The organism is Vibrio sp. 10N.222.55.C6, from assembly GCF_041473395.1.
GTDB lineage: Bacteria > Pseudomonadota > Gammaproteobacteria > Enterobacterales > Vibrionaceae > Vibrio > Vibrio crassostreae_C.
Genome location: NZ_JBFRSD010000841.1, coordinates 1 through 335 on the forward strand (window position 1 = coordinate 1; position 335 = coordinate 335).

General features: G+C 43.3%; 1 protein-coding gene. It reads left to right on the forward strand.

Annotation, left to right across the window (positions count from 1 at the left end):
• The coding region (locus tag AB4486_RS26465; RefSeq protein WP_372119733.1) for a carbohydrate porin at positions 1 to 335 on the forward strand (335 nt) is incomplete at both ends.

Below are 335 nucleotides of genomic sequence, written 5' to 3' on the forward strand. Positions count from 1 at the left end.
CGCTGACGGTGGACAGCAAGTAACATTTGAAAAGAACAAAATCGGTCGTCTAGGTAACGAAGGCGATATATACGGTGAAGTTCAACTAGGTAAAGAAGTTTACAATAACAACGGTAAAACGTTCTACGTTGACTCTATGTTTGCAATGACTTCTAACGGTTCAAACGATTGGGAAAGCACTTCTACTAACTGTGGTCTTGACGACGCTGGCGATATTAAATGTGTTGATGATGCACAATTCGCGCTACGCCAATTCAACGTTCAAGCTAAAGGTGTTCTAGATTTCGCTCCTGAAGCGACTCTATGGGCAGGTAAGCGTTACTACCAACGTCACG